We start from the raw sequence: 17,147 nt of genomic DNA, 5'->3' as shown, positions 1-17,147 counted from the left end.
CTGGGAGGTATATACTAGCCGCCATTGGCTCTGATAGCGTTTCGAGACCAACTAGCCGCTGGAGCCCGCAGCTTTGACCGCAGTGCCCGACATCGAGTTTCGCGGGGTCACCAAACGCTACGGCAGCGTGATCGCGGTCAGCGGCATCGATCTTGCCATCCCGCCGTCTGCCTTTGTCGCGTTGCTCGGGCCGTCCGGCTGCGGCAAGACAACCTGTTTGCGCATGATCGGCGGTTTCGAACAGCCAAGCGAAGGTGTGGTATTCATCCGTGGCCGCGACATGGCCGGCACGCCGCCCTATCGGCGGCCGGTCAACATGGTGTTCCAGCAATATGCGTTGTTTCCGCATCTGGATGTGGCGGACAACGTCGCCTATGGCCTACGCCAGGCGCGGCCGCGCCTGTCGTCGCGGGAGATCAGCCTGAAGGCAGGCGAGGCGCTCGCCATGGTTCGGCTTGCCGGCTATGGACGCCGCAAGATCCATGAGCTTTCCGGCGGCCAGCAGCAGCGTGTCGCCCTGGCGCGGGCGCTGGTCAACAAGCCGGCGGTGCTGCTGCTCGACGAGCCCCTGGCGGCGCTCGACAAGAAGCTGCGCACCGACATGCAGATAGAGCTGCAGAACCTGCAGCGCGAGATCGGCATCACCTTCGTCCTGGTCACCCACGATCAGGAAGAGGCACTGTCGATGAGCGATTTCGTCTGCGTCATGAATGGCGGGCGCATCGTCCAGCTTGGGCAGCCGAGCGAAATCTACGACGAACCCGCCGACCTCTTCGTCGCCGATTTCGTCGGCAAGACCAATCTCTTGAGCGGCAAGGTCGTCGGGCTCTCGGGCAAGCTCGTCGAGGTAGCGCTTGCTGACGGCACCGTCATCGCCGCGCGCAAGCGCACTTCGCTAGCCCAGGGCGAAGCCGTCTCGGTAAGCCTGCGTCCTGAATCCTTAAGCCTCGGCGCGCCCGGAAGCGGCCGGCTGAACGGGCTTGTCCGCAACCGGATCTTTCTCGGTTCCACCACGGAATATGCAATCGAGGTCCAAGGCATCGGGACGCTGCTCGCCAAGGCCGATCATCTGGTTGGCGGTGGAAATCTCTTCAAGCCGGGTGAACCCGTCGCCGTCGGCTTTACAGCCGGAACGCCGCTGGCGTTTCCGGAGAATAACGGGACCAACCAGAGGGAAAACAAAAATGTCGAAATCGTATCGTGACGGACTGCCGATAAGCCCTGAAAAATTCGTCGACCAGTTGATGCGCCTCAAGCGCGGTTCCATCGGCCGCCGCGAGTTCCTTGGCCTCACCGGCCTAGGCATCGCAACGGCAGTAATGGCCCGCGAACTCGGCATCATGCCGTCGCCAGCCTTCGCCCAGGAGGGGCTTGGCGACCGCATGTCGATTGCCACCTGGCCCAATTATCACGACCCGGCGACGTTCGAGAATTTCAAGGCCGAAACCGGCGTTGCCGTCGAGGTGAACGTGTTCGGGTCAAACGAGGAGATGCTGGCCAAGCTGCAGGCCGGCGCCTCGGGCTGGAGCCTTTTCGTTCCGACCAACTACACGATCTCGACTTACAAGAAGCTTGGCATCATCGAAGCGCTGGATATGGCCAAGCTTGCCAATTATGACGGCTCGCAAGAAGACCCGCGCTTCACTGGGGAAGGCACCATCGACGGGGTGACCTACGCTGTGCCGAAGAATTGGGGCACCACCGGATTTGCCGTCAACACCAAGAAACTGACCAAGCCGATGACGAGCTGGAAGGAATTCTGGGACACGGCCATGGCGGAGGGCGACGGCCGGACCATGGTTCATGATTACCAGCTGACCACGATCGGCAACGCGCTGAAATATTTCGGCTTCTCGTTCAACTCGCTGAGGCCGGAGGAACTCGCCAAGGCGGAGGAATTGCTGCTGAAGGTCAAGCCGCATCTGTTCGCGGTCTCTAGCGACTACCAGCCGTCGATGCGTGCCGGCGACGCGTGGATGACGATGTGCTGGACCAATGACGGGGCGCAGCTCCACCGCGACATCCCCGAAATCGCCTACGTGCTTGGCAAGGAAGGCGGCGAGATCTGGACCGACTTCTACGCAATACCCAAGGATGCGCCGAACAAGCCTGCCGGCTATGCCTTGCTCAACTATTTGATGAACCCGAAAGTCGCGGTCAAGGAGCACCTGGCCAACGGTGCGCCTTCCACCGATGCGCGGGTCAATGCGCTGCTGCCCAAGGAGGTGCTGGACAATCCGATCCTCTATCCGGCGGCGGATCTGCTGAAGCCGCTCGAATTCGGTGCGGCTGCGACGCTAACCGATCCGGGCCGGGCCGAATTGATGGCACGCTTCAAGTCGGCTTGAACCGGGCAGGCCACAGGCTCGATGCAGGCAACTCCCCGGCGGACAGATGTCCGCCGGCACCCGGGCGGTTTTTTCAATGCGCAGCAACGTCCTCCGTCACAATCTCCTGACCGCCCTGCTGCTCGGTCCAGCAACGGCGTGGCTGGTGGTGTTTTTAGTTTTGCCGTTCGTGGCGATTGCCGTTTTCAGCGTCGGCGAGCGGGCGCCGGAAGGCGGCTATCAGGCCGCTTTCACCTTGGCGCAGTTTGCCAATCTTCCGGCGCGGGCGACCGCCTTCTGGAACACCATGGTGCTGGCGCCGGCGGGCGCACTGGCCTGTCTTCTCGTTGCCTATCCGGTCGCCTATTACCTCGCTTTGCGCGCACCCGAACGGTGGCGGCTGATCCTGCTGGCGCTTGTCGTCATCCCGTTCTGGACCAGCCTGCTGATGCGAACCTATGCCTGGATGTATGTGCTTGGCGGGCGCGGCATCCCAGCTCTGCTGGCCTATGTCGGGATGGAGGACGTGCGGCTGATCAACACGCCGGGAGCGGTTCTGCTCGGCATCGTCTATGGTTATCTGCCGCTGATGATCCTGCCGATCTATGTCAGCCTCGAGCGGCTCGACCGCCGGCTGCTGGAGGCCTCCGCCGATCTCGGCGCGACGCCGATCTCGACATTCCTCGGCGTGACGCTGCGGCTGTCGCTGCCAGGTGTGATGACCGGCTTCTCGCTGGTCATGATCCTGCTGCTCGGCGAATATCTGATCCCGACGCTACTCGGCGGCGGCAAGGTCTTCTTCATCGGCAACGCGCTGGTCGATCTGTTCCTGCAATCGCGCAACTGGCCATTCGGATCGGCAATCGCAATCACACTTGTGGCGGTTTCAGTGGTCGTGCTGCTTGCCGCGAACCGCATTTCGACCCGGCTTTCGGGTGCCCGCCGGGTGGACCTGATCTGATGCGTGCCTTCGTCGTTGCAGTCTTTGCCTTTCTCTACCTTCCGATCGCGCTGGTGGTGCTGTTTTCGTTCAACGCCGGCCACCACGCCAGCGAGTTCACTGGCTTCTCGGTGCAATGGTACGGCAAGGCCCTGGCAAACCCGTTCCTGGTCGAAGCGCTGAAGAACAGCCTGTTCATCGCCACGACCAGCGCCTTGCTGGCGGCGCTGTGCGGCACGGCCGCCGCGCTTGGCCTGGCGCGTGTCGGCGTGCGGACGCGAGCCGTGTTCGATGCGCTTTTGGGTGCTGCGATCGTCGTTCCTGGTGTCGTCATCGGCATCTCGACGCTGGTCGCGCTGGTCCAGCTATTCGGGGTGGTCAACCCGTTTGTCGCTTCGCTGTGGCCGAACGACCAGCCACCGCGCCTGGCGCTCGGCTATGGCTCGATCATCGCCGCGCACGGGCTGTTTTCGATGGCGCTGGTGGCGATGATTGTCGGCACGCGCCTCGGCAGCCTCGACCGCAATCTGGTCGAGGCCTCGAGCGATCTTTACGCCACCCCGCTGACGACGTTCCGCAGCATCGTGTTGCCGCAGATCATGCCGGCGGTGATCGCCGGCTTCCTGCTCGCCTTCACATTCTCCTTCGACGATTTCATCGTCGCCTTCTTCGTCGCCGGCGCACAGACGACATTGCCGATCTATGTCTTCGCCTCGATCCGGCGCGGGGTCACGCCGGAGATCAATGCCATCGCGACGATCGTGCTCGTCGCCTCCGTTTTGCTCGTGGTGCTTGCCCAATGGCAACTGCGGCAACGAAAACCATCACACTGAAAGATAAAAAAACATGATTCTGAGAGATCGCATCGCCGTGGTGACGGGTGCCGGGTCGGGGATCGGGCGTGCCGGCGCCATGATGATGGCCAGGGAAGGCGCGCTCGTGGTGATCGCCGACAGGGACCAGGCGGCGGGGGAAGCAACCGCTTCCGACATTCGTGCGGCCGGCGGTCGGGCCGAGGCCGTCGCCACCGACGTCGGCGAGGATGCGGCGGTCGAGCAGCTCATTGCGGGAACGCTGGGCCGGCATCGGCGGATCGACATCCTGCACAATCATGCCGGGATCCAGGTCGGCGGCACGCTGACCGAAGTCGGCGCCGACGGCATGGATGCCTCCTGGCGGATCAATGTGCGGGCGCAGTTCCTCGCGGCCAGGCTGGTCATGCCGTCGATGATCGCGCAAGGCGGCGGGGTGATCCTGAATACCGCCTCGAATTCGGGTGTGTTCTACGACCGCGAAATGATCGCCTACGCAACGTCAAAACATGCAGTGGTGGCGATGACCCGGCAGATGTCGCTCGACTATGCCAAACACAATGTCCGCATCAACGCGCTGTGCCCCGGCTGGGTCGATACGCCCTTCAACGAGCCGTTCATCGCGCAGATGGGCGGGCGGGCAGCGATCGAGAACTATGTCCGCACCAAAATTCCCATGCAGCGCTGGGCCAGCGCGGAGGAAATCGCCGAAGCGATCCTGTTCCTCGTCTCCGACCGCTCGTCCTTCATGACCGGTCAGGCGCTGGTGATCGACGGTGGAGAAAGCATCGGCTGATCCGCCGCTCCCGGCGGGCGGCAGCTGAAATTCTCTTTGGCCTAACGGCCGGCGGCGAGATGTGCTTTCGTCTCAAGGAGAATGCGGCCAACATGGCTGGGTCGCGAGCAGAAACCATCAGCGCAAACGGGAAGGCTGCATAATGGCCGAGGCCTATATCTGCGACTACATCCGCACGCCGATCGGACGCTTCGGCGGTTCGTTGTCGGCGGTCCGTGCCGACGATCTCGGCGCTATCCCTCTGAAGGCGCTGGTCGAGCGCAATCCAAACATCGACTGGGCTGCCATCGACGACATCGTCTATGGCTGCGCCAACCAGGCCGGCGAGGACAATCGTAATGTGGCGCGCATGGCGCTGCTGCTGGCCGGCCTGCCCAAGGAGGTTTCGGGCTCGACCGTCAACCGTCTCTGCGGTTCGGGCATGGATGCGGTGATAATTGCTGCCCGCGCCATCAAGGCCGGCGAGGCGGAGCTGATGATATCAGGCGGCGTCGAATCGATGAGCCGCGCTCCGTTCGTGCTGCCGAAGGCAGAGACCGCCTTTTCGCGCAATGCCGAGATTTACGACACCACGATCGGCTGGCGCTTCATCAATCCGCTGATGAAGAAGCAATACGGCGTCGATTCGATGCCGGAGACCGGCGAGAACGTGGCGGAAGAGTTCGCTGTCTCCCGCGCCGACCAGGACGCATTTGCCGTGCGCAGCCAGGACAAGGCTGTAGCCGCACAAGCCAATGGCCGGCTGGCAAAGGAAATCACGCCGGTGACGATCGCGCAGCGCAAGGGCGATCCGGTCGTTGTCGACAGAGATGAGCATCCCCGCGGGGGCACGTCGATCGAAGCGTTGGCCAAGTTGCCGACGCCGTTCCGACAAGGCGGCACGGTTACGGCCGGCAATGCCTCGGGCGTCAATGACGGCGCCGCGGCGCTGATCATCGCCTCGGAAGCCGCCGCGAAAAGATATGGGCTGACGCCGATCGCCCGTATTCTGGGCGGTGCCACCGCCGGCGTGGCGCCGCACATCATGGGTATCGGCCCGGTGCCGGCCACGCAAAAGCTGTGTGCCCGGCTCGGCCTGACGCCGCAACAGTTCGATGTCGTCGAGCTCAACGAGGCCTTCGCCTCGCAAGGCATCGCCGTGCTGCGCCAGCTCGGCATTGCCGAGGATGCGGCGCACGTCAACCCGAATGGCGGTGCCATCGCGCTCGGCCATCCGCTCGGCATGTCCGGAGCGCGCATCACCGGCACGGCGGCATTGGAACTGCGCGAACGCGGCGGCCGCTACGGCCTCGCCACCATGTGCATCGGGGTCGGCCAGGCGATCGCGGTGGCGCTGGAGAGATTGTGAGCAAGCGTCGATTTGCCGGGCCATTTAATGGCGCGTTCCGCCCACTCAAATTTGACCATGTGGACAAAAGCCGGGCACCGCTCCATAGTTCCTTCGCCGATATTCCAGAGAAGAGAGCCGGCTCGACACGGCGCCAATCAGAGGGGCATGCAATGGACAACGGGAAGAGCAGAATCCAATCGAAACGCGAAGGGCTTTCGCGACGCAACGTGCTGGAGCTGGGCGCGCTCGGCCTAGCGGCAGCGATGCTGCCTGGCAGCGCCTTTGCCAAGACCAACAAGCTGAAAGTGGCGGCGATCTTCGCCACGCCGATCGAGGAGCCGTGGGACAACCAGATCCATGTTGCCCTGCAGAAGGCCGAGAAGGAACTCGGCATCGAATACAAATGGTCGGAGAAGGTGCAGACCGCCGATTTCAGCCGCGTCATGCGCGAATATGCGCAAGGCGGCTATGAGCTGGTGCTGGGCGATGCTTTCGCCGCCGAGCGCGAATCGCGCAGGACCGCCAAGCAGTTCCCGAAGACCGCCTTCCTGTTCGGCTCCGGCGCCGGGCCGGCCGAGCCGAATTTCGGCGTTTTCGACAACTGGATCCATGAGCCGGCCTATCTGTCCGGCATGATCGCCGGAAAGATGTCGAAGTCAGGCACGATCGGCGCCGTCGCGGCGATGGGCATTCCGGAAGTGAACCGGCTGGTCAACGCCTTCTTTGCCGGCGCCAGAGAGGTCAATCCCAACATCAAGAAGAAGGTCGCCTTCATCGGCTCGTTCTTCGATCCGCCAAAGGCAAAGGAAGCGGCTGTCGCCCAGATCGACGCAGGCGTCGACGTCATCTATGCCGAGCGCTTCGGCGTCATCGAAGCGGCGGCGGAGAAGAAGATCCTCGCCATTTCCAACATGTCGGACCAGTCGAGCCTCGGCCCCGACACGGTGATCACCGGGCCGGTCTGGGATATGTATCCGACCGTCGAGCAGGCGATCAAGCTGGTCAAGGCCGGCGTCTTCACCGCGCAGGATTACGGCGATTTCTCGCGCATGGCCAAGGGCGGCTCCTACCTCGCGCCCTACCACAAGTTCGACAAGACGCTGCCGGCCGAGGTCAAGGAACTGGTCGAGAAGAAGAAGGCCGAGATCCTCGACGGCAATTTCCGCGTCGACGTCGATGAGAATACGCCGGTCTCAGACTGAGCGGCGCATCCCTCCCCCTTGAGGGGAGGGTGGCCCGCAGGGCCGGGTGGGGTCCTCGGCGACGCGCTCCATCTTTTTCGGTCTAAACGTCGAGGCAGCTGAGGGGACCCCTCCCGCCTCGCTTCGCTCGGCACCCTCCCCTCAAGGGGGAGGGATATCGGCGTCAACGCCACCAGGATCCCGCCTTGTCAACGCCTGCCCCTCTCATCGAAATGCGCGGCATCTCCAAGAGCTTTGGCGCCGTCAAGGCGAACGAGGCCGTCGATCTCAGTGTCGCGCCGGGTGAAATCCTCGGGCTGCTCGGCGAAAACGGCGCCGGCAAGACGACGCTGATGAACGTGCTGTTCGGCGCCTATGCGCCCGATGCCGGCGAGATCCTGGTGCAGGGCCGGTCGGTGGCGATCAACAGTTCGGCCGATGCGCTGGCCGCCGGCATCGGCATGGTGCACCAGCATTTTCATCTCGCACCGCGGCTTTCGGTGCTGGAGAACCTCTTGATCGGCATTCCCGGCAGATCGGGCCGGATCGACCGCGCCGGCGGGCTGGCGCGGCTCGCCGAGATCGGCCGCCAGCACGGGCTGACGCTCGACCCGGACCTCCCCGTCTCGGCGCTGTCGGTCGGCGAGCAACAGCGGCTCGAAATCGTCAAGGCGCTGTTTCGCGGCGCAAGGCTGCTGATCCTCGACGAGCCGACGGCGGTGTTGGCACCAACCGAGGTCGACGGGCTGTTTTCGGCGCTGCGCTCGATGGCGGCACAAGGGCTCGGCATCATTTTCATCTCGCATAAGCTCAACGAGGTGCGAGCGCTGACGCATCGCTGCGTCGTGCTCCGGCATGGGCGCGTTGCCGGCCGCGTCGATGCGCCGGCCAGCACCACGTCGTCGGAGATGGCGCGGCTGATGTGCGGCCACGAGATCGTGCCTCCGGCCAGAGGACCGTCGATGCCGGGTGCGGCCGTGCTGACCCTCGACGGTATCTCGACATCGCATCATTCCGGCATGGCGCTGCGCGATGTTTCGCTGTCGGTTCGTGGCGGCGAGATCCTCGGCATCGCCGGCGTCTCCGGCAATGGCCAGCGCGCGCTTGCCGAGGTCATCTCCGGCGTGCGTGCGCCCGATGCCGGGAAGATGACCATAGCCGGCAAAACAGTTTCGCGGTTCTCGCCGAGCACAGTCCAGGCGCTCGGCCTCGGCCGCATACCGGAAGACCGCATGACGACCGGACTGGTCACCAATCTGCCGCTCGCCGATTCGATGGTGCTGCCGCGCATCGGCACGGCGGCGTTCAGCCGCAACGGCCTGCTCAAGCCGGATGCGATCCGCGCCTTCGCCGAGGCACAGATCAAAGCCTACGATATACGTTGCCCCGGGCCGATGACGCGCGCCGGGGCGCTTTCCGGCGGCAATCTGCAGAAGGCGCTTCTGGCGCGCGAACTCGCCTTCGATCCGAAGGTGCTGATCGTTTCGCAGCCGACTCGCGGCCTCGATATCGGCGCCGCGCGCTTCATCCACGAAAAATTCCTCGACATGCGCGCCAAGGGCTGCGGCATCGTCGTCATCGGCGAGGATCTGGAAGAGTTGCTGATGCTCTCGGATCGTATCGCGGTGATGTATGAGGGCCGCATCGTCGGCACGCTGGACAGCGCCGACGCCAGCATCGCCAGACTCGGGTTGATGATGACCGGAGCGGAGGGCCATGCCTGATGTTCCGTCTCGAGGCCCGCACCTCAACGCCCGCCTGGTTCAATCTGGCGCTGCCGCTGCTCGCCATCGGCGCGACGCTGATCCTGTGCAGCGGCCTCATTGCACTGGCTGGCGCCGGCGTGATCGAGGCCTATGGCGTTATGTTTTCGGCGTCGCTGGGCGACAGCTACGCCGTCACCGAAACGCTGGTGCGTGCCGCGCCGATGATCTTCACGGGACTTGCCGTGGCAGTCGCCTTCCGCGCCAAATTCTGGAATATCGGCGCCGAAGGGCAATTGCTGGCTGGTGCGGTGGCGAGCTGTGCCATCGGTGCAATCCCGATGCCGGGGCCGCTCGCCATGCTGCTGATGGCGCTGGCGGGCGCTGCCGCCGGCGCGGCCGTCGCCCTGATCCCCGCCACGCTGCGGGTAAAATTCAGGGTCGATGACGTGGTCAGCTCGCTGCTGCTCAACTCGGTCATTTTCTACGCACTGATGGCGCTGATCGAGGGGCCATGGAAGGACAGTTTCAGCGGCTACCCGATCTCGCCGCCGATCGAGGATACGGCCAATTTTCCGGTGCTGCTCGAAGGCACGCGGCTGCATCTCGGGGTCGTCGCGGCGCTGGTCGCCGCACCGGTCATCTGGCTCGTGGTCGCGCGCACCACGCTCGGCTTCCGCATCAGGGTCACCGGCGAAAACCCCGAGGCGGCGCGCTATGGCGGCATCAATGTTGGGCGGGTGCTGATTTCGACGGCGCTGCTGTCTGGCGCATTGGCCGGCCTTGCGGGCGTCGGCGAGGTCGGCGGCGTGCATTTCCAGGTGATGAGCGACATCTCGCCGGGCTATGGCTATTCCGGCATCGTCGTCGCCATGCTGGCGAGGCTCAATCCGCTCGGCGTCGTGCCGGCGGCGATCTTCCTTGCCGCGGTGATGACCGGCGCCGAGGCGATGTCGCGGGCGACCGGCGTTCCGGCCTTCCTCAGCGATGTCATCCAGGGAACGGCGCTGCTCGCCATGCTGGTGGCGCTGCTGTTCACCGCCTATCGCCTCCGTCGCGTGGGAATAGCCAAATGAGCGTGGTGCTGGAACAGATCTTCCAGGTCGGCTTCCTGGCCGCGATCATCCGCATCGCCACGCCGCTGGCCTTTGCGACGCTGGGCGAGATGTTCTCCGAGCGCGCCGGCGTGCTCAATCTCGGCATCGAAGGCATCATGCTTTTGTCGGCAATGACCGGCTTCACCGCGGCGAGCCTCAGCGGCAGCCTCTGGCTCGGCGTGCTCGCGGCGGTGCTGACCGGGGCGCTGATGGGCGCCGTGCACGCGCTGTTCACTGTAGCGCTCGGCCTCAGCCAGCATGTCTGCGGCATCGGCGTGACGCTGTTCTCGTCGGGCCTTGCCTATTTCCTCTACCGGCTGATCTTCGGACAGCAATCGGTGCCACCGAACATCAAGGGGTTCGAGACGCTGCCGATCCCGATCCTGTCCGACATACCGGTGCTTGGGCCGGCGGTGTTCAACCAGTTTTCGCTGGTCTACATGGCGATGCTGGCCATACCGCTGGCCGCCTTCGTGCTCTACCGCACACCTTGGGGCCTGTCGGTGCGCATGGTCGGCGAAAACCCGCGTGCCGCCGATTCTGCCGGCGTCAGCGTCATTGCAACACGCTTCCAGGCGGTGATCCTCGGCGGTGCCTTGATGGGACTGGCCGGTGCCTTCCTGTCGATGGCGCAATTCAACGCCTTCACCTTCGGTGTGGTTTCGGGGCGTGGCTGGGTGGCAATCGCGCTCGTCGTTTTCGGCCGCTGGGATCCGTGGCGATCGGCAGGCGCGGCACTGCTGTTTGCCTTCGTTGACGCCTTGCAGTTGCGTATGCAGGCGAGCGGGCTTGGCCATATCCCCTACGAGGCGTTCCTGATGCTGCCGTTCATCTTCACCATCGTCGCTATGGCGGTGATGTCGCGCAATGCGGTGGCCCCGTCGGCGCTGCTCAAGCCGTTCCGGCGCGAAGAGCGGTAGCGGCGCTTCGCCTTTCACATCGCGGTGAAGCCGTTATCGACGAACAGATGGGCGCCGTTGACGAAGCTGGCCTCGTCGCTGGCCAGGAACAGGGCTGCCTTCGCGACCTCTTCCGGCTCGCCGATCCGCCCTTGTTGCGCCGCCATTGCCGCGTCGGAGACATCGACGCCGAGTTTGTCGAGATCGGCGACCTCGCGCAGGCCATGCGGTGTCCTGATGAAGCCTGGACAGACCGCATTGCAGCGGATGTTGCGGTCGCGGAACTCGACGGCGATGGCGCGCGCGAACATGTGGCAGGCGCCCTTGGTGGTGTCGTAAAGCACCTCCATCGGCGTCGCCGCCACCGCCGAGATCGACGAGGTGCAGACGATGGAACCACCGCCGGCGGCGATCATGCCGGGCAGCACGGCGCGCGTCATCAGGAACATCGAACGCACATTGACGGCATGCAGCCAGTCCCATTCCTGCAGCGTGGTCTCCAGGAAGGGTTTGATGACGATGGTGCCGGCGTGGTTGAACAGAACCGTAACCGGGCCGAATTTTTCCGTCGCGCCCTTCACCGCCGCTTCGACCTGCGCCTCATCCGATACGTCGGCGACCCAGTGCTCGGCGACATGGCCGCGTTGCCTGATTGCCGCTGCGGTAGCCGCCGCCGCTTCGCCGTTGCGGTCGACGATCGCCACCTTGGCGCCCTCGGCCGCGAAAAGCTCCGAGGCCGCACCGCCCATTCCCGTCGCGCCGCCCGAAATGATGGCGACCTTGCCGGCCAGTCTTGTCCCCATGGTTTGCTCCCTGCTGCCTTGCCGTGACGTCGCGGCTTTCCGCTGAAGCGATGCTATCCCTCATCCATTGGATGGCCAAGGAGCCACAGACACATGGACCTGACCTTTCCTGCCGTCACCCCGGCATGCCGCAAAAGGCAGCGCTAAGCAGTAAAAGCACCAACTTGTCCGCCGTTTGGAGAAAATTGTTCTAAGGATCGCGCGAAAATAGCACTCGACAAAGTCTACTGATTTTATAGATTAAGCGCCGAGACGGAGGTCGATATGTCCTATAGCCAGAACGCTCAGACTGCCCGCAAAGGCCAAAGGCTGGGTTCCGACCAGGTGTGGCGGCCGGCCTATGCCGGCGCTTTCGCCTATCTCGTCTTTGCCCTTGCGTTTGTATTCACCGGGGCAGTGGTACTGGGGCTTATCCCCTGATTGTCAAGGCTCTGATCATCGAGGCTTCCTCGGGATAGCGGCCTGCCGTTTGCAGAAATTCCGGAGTTGATGAACCGAATGCCGGTGCGCTTTTGCGCGCCCTGATTCCAACGTGATGGAGGAGATGGCAATGCCAATCGAGTTCACGCATGTTCCCGGTAAGATCCACGCTGCCGACGCCAGCTTTTTCTACGACTATGTCGAGACCGCGACGAAGCTGTCACTGATCGAGGATGCCGGATTCCGGAAGATCGTCATCGACGACCAGGCCGGGCTGCTGACCAATATGGACCTTGCCGCCCAGACGCTGGACCGGACCTCGTCCCTGGAGGTCGTGCTCACGCATTGGGCAGGCGTGATCGAACCAACCGTGGCGGCGCGGCAGCTCGCTGCCCTCGACGCGAGAAGCGGTGGCCGGCTGTCGCTCAGGATGCTCAGCGAGCCGCTGAGCGACGACGATGCCGAGGCACGTCCGGCCGGCCACACAGTGGTCTGGCAACGCATCGACGAATATCTGGTGCTGCTGAAGCGGTTGTGGTCGAACGACAGGCCGTTCGACCATGAAGGCACCTTTTACAGCATCAAAGGCGGCTATGTGCCGCGCAAGGGGCCGCATGGTGCCGATGTGACCATCCGCATGGGCGGGCAGTCGGGCACTGCGCTCAGGGTCGCGGGCAGGCATGCGGACGTGTTCGAACTGGCGCCTGGCTCGCTTGCAGAAATCCGCCAGTCAATGGAGCGCGTACGCGGCGCTGCTGCCGAACACGGCCGGGCCGGCAAGCTGCGTTTCGCGCTTCCCGTCCGAATCCGTTCGGAAGACAAACCGGCCGCTTCCTGCCAGAAGGCGCTCGAACTTGCCGGGCCGCCGGCGCAGGTCGCGCTGTCGCTGCTTTCCTACGCCGCTTTGGGGATCAAGGAGTTCATGATCGTCGGCGTCGACAGGCCACGCGAGATTGCGACCGCCGGCCGCGAGGCGATCGCGCTCTTGCGCAATTCGCTGGCACGGCGCGAGGCCGATGTCCCTCAGCCGGGGGCGTTTGCGTCACGCTCGATACAGGGAGCACGCGCCGGCTGCTGAAGCGCCTCCGTCGTCCGCGCCTTGGTGACGGGTCTACCACCATTCCGGGAAAGCCGCGTGAGCCGCCCTGGCCAGCGCCGGTATTTCCTGATCGGGAACGGAGCTGTAGGGCCAGAGCAGTCGCGGGCCGAGCGGCGCCCAGCCGCCGGCTGCCGCCATCGCCTTGTCGAGTGCTGCATCACCGACATTGTAACGGGTGCGAAACGGTAGGACATTTGCGGCGAGGAAGGCCTGTATGCGGGCCTCGACCTCGGCAGCGGCGGCCATGTCGGTGCGGATTATCTGCCACCACATCATCGCGCCCTTCGGGTTGAGGCAGGCAACGTTGGAATAGCTGCCATGGGCCCCTCCAGCATAGCCTGTTGCCAGCGTGTGGCCGGGGACGAAGACGGAAAATCCGTCCAGTTTGCGGCGCATGTCGGCATACCAGCCGGCGTCGCCGCCCGGCAGCTTGGCGCCGACCAGCGATGGCACGGCCGCACGCAGACTGGCGATGCCGTCGAGCGTCAGGTGGCGCTTGGCGTGCGGCGGATTGTAGAGCACCAGCGGCGTTTCAGGCGCGGCGTCGCACATGCCGCCGGCAAAGCGCATGACCTCGTCGTCGCTGGGCGGCCACCAGTCGGGCAGCGTGAACTGCACCGCCGCCGGGCGAAGTCCGGCGACCCGCGCCAGTCGCTCCAGCGCGACGCGCGGATTGGACTGGCTGATGCCGATCTGGAAAGGAAGGCGCGCGCGGCCGGCTATGGTTGCGACCAACTCACAAAGCCGGTCGAATTCGGGCTCGGTCTGGCAATGGAATTCGCAGGCCGTGCCATTGGAATAGACGCCGTCGACGCCTGAGGCGCAGAGCCGGGCGATCGTCTCTTCCGTCGCCTGCCAGTCGATCGCTCCGCGATCGTCGATGGCCAGCATCACCGCGCCCCAGATGCCGCGCGGTGCGTGTGCGGGCAAGCGGGCCAGATGGTCGTCGAGGTCAGCGTCCACCGGCGATCTCGTGTTCGCGGCGGGTTTCGTTCGACGCGAAGGCAGCCTCGATAATGGCGATGATCTTGCGCGCATAGATGCCGTCGACCGGCACCGGCGTGTCATCGGCAATGGCATCGCGCATTGCGCTCCATTCGCGCACCAGCGCGTTATGCATCCAGTTCGGCTCAAAGGAACCGGGCAGCTCGGTCCAGACCGTCTCGCGGCCAAGCATGGTGCCGCGGTCCATGTCGATGCGCAGCGTTCCCCGCTCGCAGACCAGATCCATGGCGTAGGTGGTGGCGCCGGTGCGATAGCCGACGCTCTGCACCTGGCCGATGCCGCCGCCGGCGAAGCGCAATCCGAGCAGAGCGCTGTCGTCTGCTTCCTGGTCATGGAACTTGGCGCCGAGCATGCCGCTCACCGACACGACATCGTCATCCATCAGCCAGACCAGGCGATCGACCGCGTGGATGCCGGCCGTCAACAGCATGCCGCCGCCGGTCGCCTTGCGCAGATGCCAGTCGCGGCGATTGTGCTCCATCCACAGCTTGATGATCCAGCTCGATCCGGCGAGCGGCCGGCCGAGCTCGCCTTCCTCCAGAATTTGCCTGGCCGCCATGCAGGGCAGGGCGAAATGCATGAGGTGGGCGACCATCAGCTTGACGCCACCCTTGGCCACGGCGGCGTTGATCGCATCGCAGGCAGCCACCGTCGGCGCCATCGGTTTTTCGAGCAGGATATGCTTGCCGGCCTTTGCCGCGCCGATGGCCATTTCGGCATGGAGATGGTGCGGGCTGGCAATGAGGACCGCATCGACCTCCTTGTCGTCCAGCAGCCTTCGCCAGTCCGCGTAGCCGCGGCCGCCATGTTCAGCGGTGAATTGCTGCAGTGCGTCGGCATTTCCTCGAGAGGCGGCGACGAGACGAATGCCGCCAACCTCACGGATTGCCCGCGCATGGGCTGAGCCGAAATCGCCGGCGCCGATAATTCCTATTCCAATCATGGTCCTGCCTTTTGATAAGCGGCGTCGATCAGCGACATCGCCGCAACATAATCTTCGATGGACACCGGCGGAGGCGCCTTTCTGGCCAGCCGGTCAAGCGTATCGCGCATGAACAGACGATAGCGCGTTGCCGGCAGTTCGACCGGCAAGTCGACGATTGCCGCGTCGTCGAGCGTTGCGCAGATAACATGGTCGCCATGATCGATGAGGGTGGCATTGGCACTGACGATGCGCCACTCGAAGTCACCGCCGGGGCGCATCGAAGCAAAGGTGTAACCGGCCTCGACGATGAACAGCGCGCCGGCCTCGTCTTCCAGCACCAGAAGTGCGTGATCCTCGACCGGGCCGGGATGGATGCGGTTCGCGATCGAAACGCTTTTCAGGCCGAGCTTGCCGGTTGCGAGGCTGAGTGCCGCGTCGACGCCGTGTATGCCGAGATTCCTCAACGCACCCCCGCCACCAACCGCCGGATCGAGCACCCAGGCGACACCGTCGGCGATGTAGCGTTGCGGTGGGCCGTTGACCAGCCGGAACTGGCAATGCGCCACGGGGCCGGCGCGACCTTGCCGGCGCAGCCGTTCAAGGCCGGCAACGGCCGGCCCGAAACGGTTGGGCAGGGGAACAGCGACAAAAGCCTGGTACTGCCTGGCAAGGTCGCGCAGTGCCATCAGTTCCCTCGTATGGCTGGCCGCCGGCTTCTCCAGGATCAGCGGTATCCTTGCCGCGATGATCGCACGTGCCCGCGCCGGCACCATCGAAGGGTGCCCCATCAACAGGATCACATCCGGTGGGCTGGAGAGTATCTCCTTGAAATCCTGGATAAACGGCAGGTCGTGGTGCGCGGCGAACGCTTGCGCTTGGCCAGGATCCTCGTCCCAGATACCGGCGATCTCCGTGCCGTAAAAGCGTGCGGCGTCGAGGTGTATTTCGGCGTGCCAGTGGCTCGAGCCGGCGAGGGTAATCTTCATTCGGAGGCAGCAGGTTTGTTATGGGCTTGCAGGATATCCTACAAGTGGCTATACGACAAGCGGCGGTCAAGCTTCAGCGGATGATGAAGGCAGTGGGATGGCGGAACTGAAGTCGATCGAACCGTTGAGCAGACCGCCGCTGCTTCACGTCACCGTGCAGGAAAGCCTCAGGGCCTATATCGAAAGCAACCAGCTCAAGGCAGGCGATCCCCTGCCGCCGGAGACGTTCCTGGCGCAGCGGCTCGGCGTCGGCCGCAACTCCGTGCGGGAAGCCATCAAGGCGCTGGAATCGATCGGCATCCTGGAGACGCGACGCGGCATCGGCGTGTTCGTCAAGGAGTTCTCGTTCAAGCCGCTGCTGGATAACCTGGCCTACGGTTTGCAGGATTCGCTGCGCGATGTCGAAGAGCTGCGCGAAATCCGTCGCGTGCTGGAAACCGGCCTCATCGCCAAGACGATCGAGATGATCAGTGCCGAGGACATCGAGGCGCTGCGCCAGTTGACCGAGCGCATGCGGCAACGTGCCGAGCGCCATGAGAGCTTCGCCGAAGAGGACCAGCAATTCCATCAGCTGCTGTTCCGCTGCCAGAACAATCACATGCTGAGCGCGCTGATCGACATCTTCTGGACGGCGTTCAACAAGGCCTCGAATTTCACCAATCTCGATAATCCGACGCCGCTGGCGACATGGCGCGACCATCACGAGATCGTCGAGGCTGTCGCCGCCAAGGACGTCGACCAGGCGCGTCGGCGACTCGACGACCATTACCGGGGGATCCAGCAGGTTATCGCAAAAAACCGAACAAGCTGAAGAACAACCTGAC

At 64.2% G+C, this 17,147-nt stretch carries 17 protein-coding genes; 13 read left to right on the top strand and 4 right to left on the bottom strand.

Annotated elements, in window-relative coordinates; translation table 11 throughout:
* Window positions 1–73: 73 nt before the first annotated feature.
* From NKJ91_RS15470 to NKJ91_RS15425, 10 genes are all read left to right on the top strand, one after another.
* A complete protein-coding gene (locus tag NKJ91_RS15470; protein WP_352456286.1) occupies window positions 74–1,204 on the top strand; it encodes an ABC transporter ATP-binding protein in 1,131 nt (376 codons plus the stop codon).
* On the top strand, window positions 1,185–2,348 hold the full coding sequence (locus tag NKJ91_RS15465) for an ABC transporter substrate-binding protein (protein ID WP_352451301.1): 1,164 nt from the start codon (window positions 1,185–1,187) through the stop codon (window positions 2,346–2,348). Before NKJ91_RS15470 ends, NKJ91_RS15465 begins: the two co-directional genes overlap by 20 nt.
* A 76-nt stretch (window positions 2,349–2,424) precedes the next feature.
* Window positions 2,425–3,288 carry an ABC transporter permease gene (locus NKJ91_RS15460; RefSeq protein WP_352451300.1) on the top strand — a complete coding sequence of 288 codons (864 nt, stop codon included), beginning with the start codon at window positions 2,425–2,427 and terminating at the stop codon, window positions 3,286–3,288.
* Window positions 3,288–4,100: an ABC transporter permease gene (locus NKJ91_RS15455; RefSeq protein ID WP_352451299.1), complete on the top strand. Its 813-nt coding sequence runs from the start codon at window positions 3,288–3,290 to the stop codon at window positions 4,098–4,100. The genes NKJ91_RS15460 and NKJ91_RS15455 overlap by 1 nt, the downstream gene beginning before the upstream one ends.
* Window positions 4,101–4,113: 13 nt before the next feature.
* Window positions 4,114–4,875 (top strand): SDR family NAD(P)-dependent oxidoreductase, encoded by a 762-nt coding sequence (locus tag NKJ91_RS15450; protein ID WP_023678183.1) that lies wholly within the window; start codon window positions 4,114–4,116, stop codon window positions 4,873–4,875.
* Between the two features lie 142 nt (window positions 4,876–5,017).
* Complete coding sequence (pcaF, locus tag NKJ91_RS15445; protein WP_352456285.1) at window positions 5,018–6,223, top strand: 3-oxoadipyl-CoA thiolase; 1,206 nt, start codon at window positions 5,018–5,020, stop codon at window positions 6,221–6,223.
* A gap of 152 nt (window positions 6,224–6,375) precedes the next feature.
* The gene (locus NKJ91_RS15440) at window positions 6,376–7,407 is read left to right on the top strand and encodes a BMP family protein (RefSeq protein ID WP_352456284.1); all 1,032 of its coding nucleotides are present in this window, start codon (window positions 6,376–6,378) and stop codon (window positions 7,405–7,407) included.
* 212 nt (window positions 7,408–7,619) lie between these two features.
* Window positions 7,620–9,110, top strand: a complete 1,491-nt coding sequence (locus NKJ91_RS15435) for an ABC transporter ATP-binding protein (RefSeq protein ID WP_502901491.1) — start codon at window positions 7,620–7,622, stop codon at window positions 9,108–9,110.
* Window positions 9,110–10,165 (top strand): ABC transporter permease, encoded by a 1,056-nt coding sequence (locus NKJ91_RS15430; protein ID WP_352456283.1) that lies wholly within the window; start codon window positions 9,110–9,112, stop codon window positions 10,163–10,165. The genes NKJ91_RS15435 and NKJ91_RS15430 overlap by 1 nt, the downstream gene beginning before the upstream one ends.
* Window positions 10,162–11,106: an ABC transporter permease gene (locus NKJ91_RS15425; RefSeq protein ID WP_352456282.1), complete on the top strand. Its 945-nt coding sequence runs from the start codon at window positions 10,162–10,164 to the stop codon at window positions 11,104–11,106. The genes NKJ91_RS15430 and NKJ91_RS15425 overlap by 4 nt, the downstream gene beginning before the upstream one ends.
* A gap of 14 nt (window positions 11,107–11,120) precedes the next feature.
* On the opposite strand, the gene NKJ91_RS15420 is transcribed toward NKJ91_RS15425, so the two are convergent.
* Window positions 11,121–11,888, bottom strand: a complete 768-nt coding sequence (locus NKJ91_RS15420) for an SDR family NAD(P)-dependent oxidoreductase (RefSeq protein WP_352451294.1) — start codon at window positions 11,886–11,888, stop codon at window positions 11,121–11,123.
* A gap of 264 nt (window positions 11,889–12,152) precedes the next feature.
* On the opposite strand from NKJ91_RS15420, the gene NKJ91_RS15415 reads away from it, so the two are divergent.
* Both NKJ91_RS15415 and NKJ91_RS15410 read left to right on the top strand, forming a co-directional pair.
* A complete protein-coding gene (locus NKJ91_RS15415) occupies window positions 12,153–12,308 on the top strand; it encodes a hypothetical protein (RefSeq protein WP_023678176.1) in 156 nt (51 codons plus the stop codon).
* Between the two features lie 130 nt (window positions 12,309–12,438).
* On the top strand, window positions 12,439–13,386 hold the full coding sequence (locus NKJ91_RS15410) for an LLM class flavin-dependent oxidoreductase (RefSeq protein ID WP_352456281.1): 948 nt from the start codon (window positions 12,439–12,441) through the stop codon (window positions 13,384–13,386).
* A 33-nt stretch (window positions 13,387–13,419) separates the two neighbouring features.
* Here NKJ91_RS15410 and NKJ91_RS15405 read toward each other — a convergent pair whose 3' ends face one another.
* From NKJ91_RS15405 to NKJ91_RS15395, 3 genes are read right to left on the bottom strand one after another with little or no spacing between them, the layout of a single operon-like run.
* A complete protein-coding gene (locus NKJ91_RS15405; RefSeq protein WP_352456280.1) occupies window positions 13,420–14,370 on the bottom strand; it encodes a dihydrodipicolinate synthase family protein in 951 nt (316 codons plus the stop codon).
* Window positions 14,360–15,355, bottom strand: coding sequence for a Gfo/Idh/MocA family protein (locus NKJ91_RS15400; RefSeq protein WP_352456279.1), 996 nt, complete (start codon window positions 15,353–15,355; stop codon window positions 14,360–14,362). The genes NKJ91_RS15405 and NKJ91_RS15400 overlap by 11 nt, the downstream gene beginning before the upstream one ends.
* Window positions 15,352–16,323, bottom strand: a complete 972-nt coding sequence (locus NKJ91_RS15395) for a Gfo/Idh/MocA family protein (RefSeq protein WP_352456278.1) — start codon at window positions 16,321–16,323, stop codon at window positions 15,352–15,354. The genes NKJ91_RS15400 and NKJ91_RS15395 overlap by 4 nt, the downstream gene beginning before the upstream one ends.
* Window positions 16,324–16,420: 97 nt before the next feature.
* On the opposite strand from NKJ91_RS15395, the gene NKJ91_RS15390 reads away from it, so the two are divergent.
* Entirely contained in the window at window positions 16,421–17,134 is a 714-nt protein-coding gene (locus tag NKJ91_RS15390) for a FadR/GntR family transcriptional regulator (RefSeq protein WP_031212077.1), read from the top strand.
* Window positions 17,135–17,147 lie beyond the last annotated feature (13 nt).

This window comes from Mesorhizobium sp. M0040 (assembly GCF_040323505.1).
Lineage (GTDB): Bacteria > Pseudomonadota > Alphaproteobacteria > Rhizobiales > Rhizobiaceae > Mesorhizobium.
This window is presented reverse-complemented; position numbering and strand designations above follow the sequence as displayed.

What these genes read in the sequence shown, in the direction of transcription:
- NKJ91_RS15465 (WP_352451301.1), top strand. Translation starts at nt 1,185, where the DNA reads ATGTCGAAATCGTATCGTGACGGACTGCCGATAAGCCCTGAAAAATTC.
- NKJ91_RS15460 (WP_352451300.1), top strand. Translation starts at nt 2,425, where the DNA reads ATGCGCAGCAACGTCCTCCGTCACAATCTCCTGACCGCCCTGCTGCTC.
- NKJ91_RS15455 (WP_352451299.1), top strand. Translation starts at nt 3,288, where the DNA reads ATGCGTGCCTTCGTCGTTGCAGTCTTTGCCTTTCTCTACCTTCCGATC.
- NKJ91_RS15450 (WP_023678183.1), top strand. Translation starts at nt 4,114, where the DNA reads ATGATTCTGAGAGATCGCATCGCCGTGGTGACGGGTGCCGGGTCGGGG.
- pcaF (WP_352456285.1), top strand. Translation starts at nt 5,018, where the DNA reads ATGGCCGAGGCCTATATCTGCGACTACATCCGCACGCCGATCGGACGC.
- NKJ91_RS15440 (WP_352456284.1), top strand. Translation starts at nt 6,376, where the DNA reads ATGGACAACGGGAAGAGCAGAATCCAATCGAAACGCGAAGGGCTTTCG.
- NKJ91_RS15435 (WP_502901491.1), top strand. Translation starts at nt 7,620, where the DNA reads ATGCGCGGCATCTCCAAGAGCTTTGGCGCCGTCAAGGCGAACGAGGCC.
- NKJ91_RS15430 (WP_352456283.1), top strand. Translation starts at nt 9,110, where the DNA reads ATGTTCCGTCTCGAGGCCCGCACCTCAACGCCCGCCTGGTTCAATCTG.
- NKJ91_RS15425 (WP_352456282.1), top strand. Translation starts at nt 10,162, where the DNA reads ATGAGCGTGGTGCTGGAACAGATCTTCCAGGTCGGCTTCCTGGCCGCG.
- NKJ91_RS15420 (WP_352451294.1), bottom strand. Translation starts at nt 11,888, where the DNA reads ATGGGGACAAGACTGGCCGGCAAGGTCGCCATCATTTCGGGCGGCGCG.
- NKJ91_RS15415 (WP_023678176.1), top strand. Translation starts at nt 12,153, where the DNA reads ATGTCCTATAGCCAGAACGCTCAGACTGCCCGCAAAGGCCAAAGGCTG.
- NKJ91_RS15410 (WP_352456281.1), top strand. Translation starts at nt 12,439, where the DNA reads ATGCCAATCGAGTTCACGCATGTTCCCGGTAAGATCCACGCTGCCGAC.
- NKJ91_RS15400 (WP_352456279.1), bottom strand. Translation starts at nt 15,355, where the DNA reads ATGATTGGAATAGGAATTATCGGCGCCGGCGATTTCGGCTCAGCCCAT.
- NKJ91_RS15395 (WP_352456278.1), bottom strand. Translation starts at nt 16,323, where the DNA reads ATGAAGATTACCCTCGCCGGCTCGAGCCACTGGCACGCCGAAATACAC.
- NKJ91_RS15390 (WP_031212077.1), top strand. Translation starts at nt 16,421, where the DNA reads ATGGCGGAACTGAAGTCGATCGAACCGTTGAGCAGACCGCCGCTGCTT.